The 6359-nt window shown below is 59.8% G+C and carries 7 protein-coding genes; 2 read left to right on the top strand and 5 right to left on the bottom strand.

The window, feature by feature from the left end; all coding sequences use genetic code 11:
- Positions 1–148 precede the first annotated feature (148 nt).
- The 4 genes from ASF34_RS11850 to ASF34_RS22790 form a co-directional block, all read right to left on the bottom strand.
- Positions 149–1249: a flagellin N-terminal helical domain-containing protein gene (locus ASF34_RS11850; RefSeq protein WP_056161280.1), complete on the bottom strand. Its 1101-nt coding sequence runs from the start codon at positions 1247–1249 to the stop codon at positions 149–151.
- Positions 1250–1378: 129 nt separating this feature from the next.
- Entirely contained in the window at positions 1379–1873 is a 495-nt protein-coding gene (locus ASF34_RS22795; RefSeq protein WP_156465709.1) for a hypothetical protein, read from the bottom strand.
- 30 nt (positions 1874–1903) lie between these two features.
- Positions 1904–2854 (bottom strand): hypothetical protein, encoded by a 951-nt coding sequence (locus ASF34_RS11845; protein WP_244478977.1) that lies wholly within the window; start codon positions 2852–2854, stop codon positions 1904–1906.
- Positions 2855–2903: 49 nt separating this feature from the next.
- Positions 2904–3044, bottom strand: a complete 141-nt coding sequence (locus ASF34_RS22790) for a hypothetical protein (RefSeq protein ID WP_156465708.1) — start codon at positions 3042–3044, stop codon at positions 2904–2906.
- A 293-nt stretch (positions 3045–3337) separates the two neighbouring features.
- Here ASF34_RS22790 and ASF34_RS11840 point away from each other — a divergent pair, with 293 nt between their 5' ends.
- Both ASF34_RS11840 and ASF34_RS11835 read left to right on the top strand, forming a co-directional pair.
- Positions 3338–4333 (top strand): helix-turn-helix domain-containing protein, encoded by a 996-nt coding sequence (locus tag ASF34_RS11840; protein WP_056161276.1) that lies wholly within the window; start codon positions 3338–3340, stop codon positions 4331–4333.
- 37 nt (positions 4334–4370) lie between these two features.
- Positions 4371–5189: an alpha/beta hydrolase gene (locus ASF34_RS11835; protein WP_162240037.1), complete on the top strand. Its 819-nt coding sequence runs from the start codon at positions 4371–4373 to the stop codon at positions 5187–5189.
- Between the two features lie 178 nt (positions 5190–5367).
- Here the strand turns inward: ASF34_RS11835 and ASF34_RS11830 are convergent, their stop codons facing one another.
- Positions 5368–5838: a hypothetical protein gene (locus ASF34_RS11830; RefSeq protein ID WP_056161273.1), complete on the bottom strand. Its 471-nt coding sequence runs from the start codon at positions 5836–5838 to the stop codon at positions 5368–5370.
- Positions 5839–6359 lie beyond the last annotated feature (521 nt).

Below are 6359 nucleotides of genomic sequence, written 5' to 3'. Positions count from 1 at the left end.
CGCCCTTCATCCCCCTACACCACCCTTCCGGCCGTACCGGAGAGCAGTCTGCGAGAACGAGGTTAGGGGGTCAGAATTGGACGCCGATCCCCCGCCTCACGGGGTCAAAGTTGCACGCCGAAACACAGTCTTATCACTCTCAACCAGATCAAACGGTTCTGTTAGGCGCTCTAAGGACGTTTTGGGAGGCGCTGTTCGCAACGTTGAGCGTCTGCAGCCCGAGTTGCTGTTGGGTTTGCAGGGCCTTCAGCCGGATTGAGTCCGCCTCGATATCGGCATCCACCAGCGTGCCAATGGCCGAGGCGTTGATGGCCATGAGGTGACGCGCGAAGTCCTGCTGCGCCCCGAGCATTACAGAGGTGGCCCCAAGCCTCGCGGCACCGTCGAGGAGTTTCTGGCGGGTGGCGTCTACGACTTTTGCGTAGGCGAGGATCATAGATTTGTCGGCACCGCCCGATGAAAGGTCGATGGAAGCGATGGAGAACGGCTGCTTCGCCTGGGGGCCGTCCTGCACGTAGTATCGCGTGTCCATGAAGCCATAGTTCCAGGTCAGACAGAGGGTCTGGCCGCCACGATGGCTCACGCCGTCCCAGGTCTGAAGTTGGTAACCACCGGGCGATGGCGTCGATGCGGTCCTGGCAATCTCACGCAGGGAAGCGGCCAGGGATCCTGCCGCCGGTACGGGGCTGAACTCGCTACCATCGCCCTCCCGGGGCTTGGCATCGAATAGGATGAAACCCGAGGTGTCGAGCGCCATCGTTCCGAGCGCCGTTCCTGCAATTTGGCGGGAAAGACCGATCACGAGGTCCTTACGCGCCGTGAAGCCGGCGCTTCCCGTATCGACGGACAACCAGTTCGTTCCGTTCACGACGGTGCTGTCACCAATGGTCCGGATGAGGCCTTGGGCACTCGCAAGGGAGTGCTGCAGCTTGGCTGGGTCCACTTGCCCGCCCATAGCCGAGACCAGCGTAGCGCTCATGACGTTGAGTTGCTCCAGGACCTTACCCAGTCCGAAGGACGTGGTGTCGAGGACGGTCCTGTCGAAACCGATCACATCGGTCAGTGCGTCGAGCGAGCCGTTATCAGCGCGTAGCGTCGTGGCGATGGCCCAATAGGCTGCTCCATCCGAGGCCGAGGAAACCCGCAATCCCGTCGCGACCCGCTGGGCCGTCGCGTCCAGATCCCGACCGATCAAGCGCAATGTGTGCAGGGCGACGGAGGCGGAAGCATTGGTCAAAAGGCCCGTCACGATACGGTATCCATGCGGAATAGCACCAACGGTCGCAGCTCGCGGTCGTTGGTGAACGGATCAATTCCGGGATGCCTCGCAGGTTCTACCTGTCGCGAGGCTTGCGAGGGGATGCTTCACTCTCGACAATCAGGCAGCCTTTTGCTGTGAAAGGTCTTTCGGTGGATGGTCAAAGCCAACTTCCTTCGGGATGTGGGCGTCAAACACCTTACGGCGCGGTGGATCCCAAGATGCCACGTACCTATAAGATATAATTAGAAGTGGAATCAAAATAAATCCTATCAAGAAGAAACATAAAAATAGAGATAAAATTATCCATTGAATTATTTTAAGTTTCAAGGGCGTCGTCGGGGATGCCTTTGAATAAACACCTTCATTCTGTGTTTTCATGCCGTAGAGAACCGCGGGATATTTGTTGCGTCGTCCTGATAGGTAAAGCTGCACATATTCGCCCTGGGTTTCGGTGAAAACCGAGTTCACCTCGTTGTGCATGGTCAATTTGCCGAGGAATTCTCGTTTCCCATCGGGCATGACGACCTTGACGCCGTTATAGGTCACGAAGTCGCTTCCCATCTCCATCACGCCGAGATCGATCAGGCGAGCGCGAATATTCCAATGTGCCATTGTCCCGGCTCCTCGCTTGCGGGTTGAAGGTCAAAAATCGGAGAATTCCTCGAAGCGCAGCGTCGAGTGAGCGCTCCGCTTCGAGGAGGCGACGATGGCGCAGGAATTCGGATCGCGATGCGGGGCCAGACCTCGCAGTTCGATGGTGGAGCCCTTCGACCAACCCATGACCGGGTACGGGGCCGGTTCGCAGTCGGCCTTGAACACGTAGGCCATCCCGGAGACACTGCCGTCTGTGGCGAAAGCCCCCCTGAAGAGGACCGTGCCCTTGGCTACAGCCTTGCGGATCGACGCTTTCGGGACCTCGTAGCGGATCACGCCAGCTCGCTCGTCGACGAGCACCTCGCTGCCGTTGTGGAAGTACGATGCGCCCTGGTAGCCTTCGGGCCGGGGAGCGAACCTTTTCGAGGATGCCGGCTGTGCCTTGACCAAGCCCGGAAGTTTCGGTCCTTCCTTGACCGCTCCCGTTGCCAGGTCGAGCTCATACCGTTGCGTCCCGGACAGGCAGCACCGGGCATCCCCGGGCATGAGCGCCGCCATGGTGAAGACGGCTCGTCCGCCCTCGAAGGACAGGCTATCGGGACCTTCGCCCCACACGCCGCGAATGTTGCGCACGAGGACCCATCCGTCATCGGAGCGACGGAACTGCCCGACCTTATGAGAGACGGCGTTGCTCACGCTGGCGGAGTAGATGACGAACACCAAGGCGTTGGCTTCGTTGGCATCGTAGAACGTCGAGAAGGTGATGGCCCGGCTCAGATCGCAAGGGCCTTCGTCGAGATTCCGGTCGAAGCAGGTCAACTCTCGGCCCGCGGTGAACCATCGTTCGACGGCAGCACGTGATGGGCCGGCTGGGACGGCGCCCTTTTCCAGGCGTGCCGGGCCAGCCGCCGCCCCGGTCAGTCCCGCGCCGAGCAGGCACGCGATCAGAATGGTTCTCATTGGGAGTTCTCGTACATCGTAGAAGTGAGTTCTGCCCACAGGCCATCGCCGGCGCTTGAGGGCTGGGTTTTCCGACACGAAAGGAGCGTCAGGAGCGATTGGGACGCTGTCGGCGGAGAAGCGTGAGGATGCTCTGCAGCGCCGTGTTCGTGGCCACGAGCGCGGCGGTGTCGTGCAGCGACGGCAGGTTCTGGCGCGTGGCTGCGGACAAAGTGATGCCGGAAGACATGAGTGGATCCAACCAATGCTAAGGGCGCTGAACTCGCGACCCACAAAGGGTGGTTTCATTTGGTTTATGGGAGAATAAATCCAGGATTAGTATAGGAAGCTATTTGGCATCTAACGTTCACATCAAGGTACTTTTCGTCCGACGATTCTATTTTTGCCTGACACACGGCGATTTTTTGCACTGAGACGAAAATTGCTGTTGACCACCGATTGGGGTTGCATCATAGCAAATTTAGTTGAATCGTTATTGTGCCTGCATTAGATATAAATGCTAAATATAGATCTAAATCTACGATGAAAGTCGATCAGCAGCCCGGCACTATCCCAGATCCCGCGAAGCGTAAGCAGGCGTGGCGCGATGCAATTTCGCCTGTTTTTCATGCTTACATCGATGATGACGTGGAGGTTTCGCCCAACGTTCAGATGAAAAACTACAATCTTCAGCGTTGTCTTTTTGGGTTTCTGACAGCGCCACAGCAAAGGATTGAGCGATCTGCTCAACAAATCTCGCAGCAGGGCATCGACCATATCCTTTTGCGTATCTACCTTTCCGGCAAGGCCTCCCTGCGGCGCAATGGGAGCGAGATCGATGTCGAGGCCGGACGGTTTACGGTATTCGACCTTTCACAGAGAATGGTGTCGGACGCTACCGAGGTTTCCAGCATCAATCTCCTGATACCCCGGCGGTCGTTCGAGCGCAGGCTCGGTGACTTGTCTCCGCGGCATGGAACGTCCTTCAGGTTTGACGCTAACCCAATCACCCGCTTGATGTCGGACCACCTTCGCAGCCTCTCCCATTGCATCGAGACGGCGACGGCAGATCAGCAGGACAGCCTGTCCATAGCCACTATCGCGCTCGCCAACGCGGTCTTTACCGATCCGACGAGGGATAGCCCATACGAACGGGAGACGATCCTTGGCATCTCGATCCGCCAGTTCATCGAGGCCGACATCAAGTCCTTCGATCTGGGGACTGAAAAGCTCATCGCCCGCTTCGGCATTTCGCGGACGGCCCTGTATGGGCTGTTCGAGCAGGACGGGGGCATCGCGACCTACATACGCGACCGCCGTTTGTCGCGGGCGATGCGCATTCTCGCCGGACTTGAAGGAGGACCGAAACGCAGGATCTCGACCATAGGCTACGAGTGCGGGTTCGAGACCGAAAAAATGTTCAGTCGCGCCTTTGCGAGAAAGTACGGGATCAATCCGAGCATGGTCGATGCGACCTACCGCACCCAGGCCCGGTTTGAGCATGGCGCCACGCTGATGGCATGGATCAAGGAACTCTGACGCATCACCGGGCATGCCCGTGCAACGACGAATCCCCATGGCTGATGCTCTCTCGCTGTCACCTACCAACACCCAAGGTCCGAGGATCGAGGTTCTGTCCCGCGGCACCGATAGTGCTCGCCCGCCCTTGCTCCTGGTTCATGGTGCCTGGCACGCGGCTTGGTGCTGGGACGAGGGCTTCCTGGATCACCTCGCCGCCCAGGGGCGGGAAGTCTATGCCCTTAGTCTGCGCGGGCATGGGGGCAGCGGCGGGCATGACCGGCTGCGCAGGACGCGGGTGCGCGACTACGTGAATGACGTCGCCCAGGTCGCCGGAAGCCTGTCACGGCCGCCGATCCTGGTCGGGCATTCGATGGGGGCGTTCGTTGTCCAGAAGTACCTGGAAACCCGGCACGCGGCAGGCGCGATCCTGCTTGCGCCCATGCCCCACTATGGCTTCGCATCGACGGCTGTCCGCTTCCTCCTGAATGACCCCATCGGCGTGCTCAAGGCGAATCTGAGCGGCAGCCTGAAGTCGGTGATCTCGACCCCCGGCAAGGCTCGCCGCCTCTTCTTCTCGGCCAGGATGCCCGACCATGACGTCGAGCGCCATTTCGTCCGCCTCCAGGACGAAGCGTTCATGTCCTACCTGGACGTGATGTGTCTCGACCTCTGCAAACCGTCCCGCGTCACCACTCCCATTCTCGTTCTCGGTGCGGAGGACGACGCAATTTTCACCCGGCGACATGTTGAGGCCGTTGCGAGGGCGCATCGGACCACGGCGGAATTCATCCCCGGCATGGCTCATGACATGATGCTGGAGAGGGGATGGGAAGCCGTTGCCGCCCGGATCGTGGATTGGGCTGAAGATCTGTAGGGCCTCGCGAGCCATGGTCGGGTCGGAAGCGATCCCCCTGCCGATGTGGTGGTTCCGACCGACCAGGAGCTCATGCCCCGGCGGTGGTCATGGGTATGCGATAGGCATCGCCTGCAACGCCGGGTGATCGCTAGCGAAAACACCGAGGCTGCCTCCGCACTCCCGGTGTTCTGGATTGCTACGCAACCCTGGCGGTGACCTTCGCAAAGGTCCCCGTCGCGATCTGGTCTTCGAGCTGGGCCTTGAAGTCGGCGATGCCCAGGACCTGGACGGGATTGCCCGCATCGTCGAGGAACTCGTACAGCGCGTCCTCGATGTTGCGGTTGCTGAAGAACACGATAGCGTCCTCGTCGCCGCCGCCCTCCATATGCGGGTCGCCGTTCGCCACGCCCGAGACGTAGCTACTCGTCGGACGGGTCTCCTTCAGGGTCCCGTCCTCACGGTAGAACCTGAGCTCCCCCTGCATCACGAGGGTCACGTAGGGGCTCTTGTGCCGGTGCAGCATCACCTTCTGGTTCGCCGCGAACTTGAAGACGACGTCGACGATGCGGTTCTCCTCATCGACCTTGTAGACGAAGAAGGCGATGTGCGGCAGCCAGTCCAGCGTCCGCCATGTGATGTTGCTCTCGTCGAACATAGGCTTGGGCATCTTGTTTCCTTCCGTTCCCCCATCCGGCCGCTCTCGGCGACTGCACGACTTTCCGCCGCATCGGATGAGATGACGTAAGGGCAACGTTCCGCAAGACGGATCGATGCGGTGGCGCTTTAGAGCCGGGCGAGCCCGCCGCATGCGTTCGAAGGTATCCGCGCGGCGGCGACTGCGAGAAGAACCGCTACGAGTGTGCAACACCCTATAACCTGAAATTTACCCCATAACTTGAGCGAGAATTGCCCCATATCCTGCCTACTGGGTCCAGCCTCTCGCTCCGGGGTGAGGGCCGCTTGCAGGGTAGGGACGACGACGACGTTAGAAGAGATTTTCGAGGCTGACCGCGATGCCGGCATACCTCCCGAATTTCCCGAACTCATAGTGGACGTGCCCGAGGAGCTTCTGCGCTCCTTAGGACGCGACCTAACAGGCCGCTGAAGAAGTCTGGTCTGGCTCTCTGAATGGATGATGTTGGCTGTTGTGGCGGGGACCGGCGCTTTCGAGGCGGTTCGGTTGGTCAC

It is taken from the genome of Methylobacterium sp. Leaf106, from assembly GCF_001422895.1.
GTDB classification, from domain to species: domain Bacteria; phylum Pseudomonadota; class Alphaproteobacteria; order Rhizobiales; family Beijerinckiaceae; genus Methylobacterium; species Methylobacterium bullatum.
Note: the sequence above shows the minus strand (reverse complement) of the source record. Positions and strands in the feature narration are given on the sequence as shown.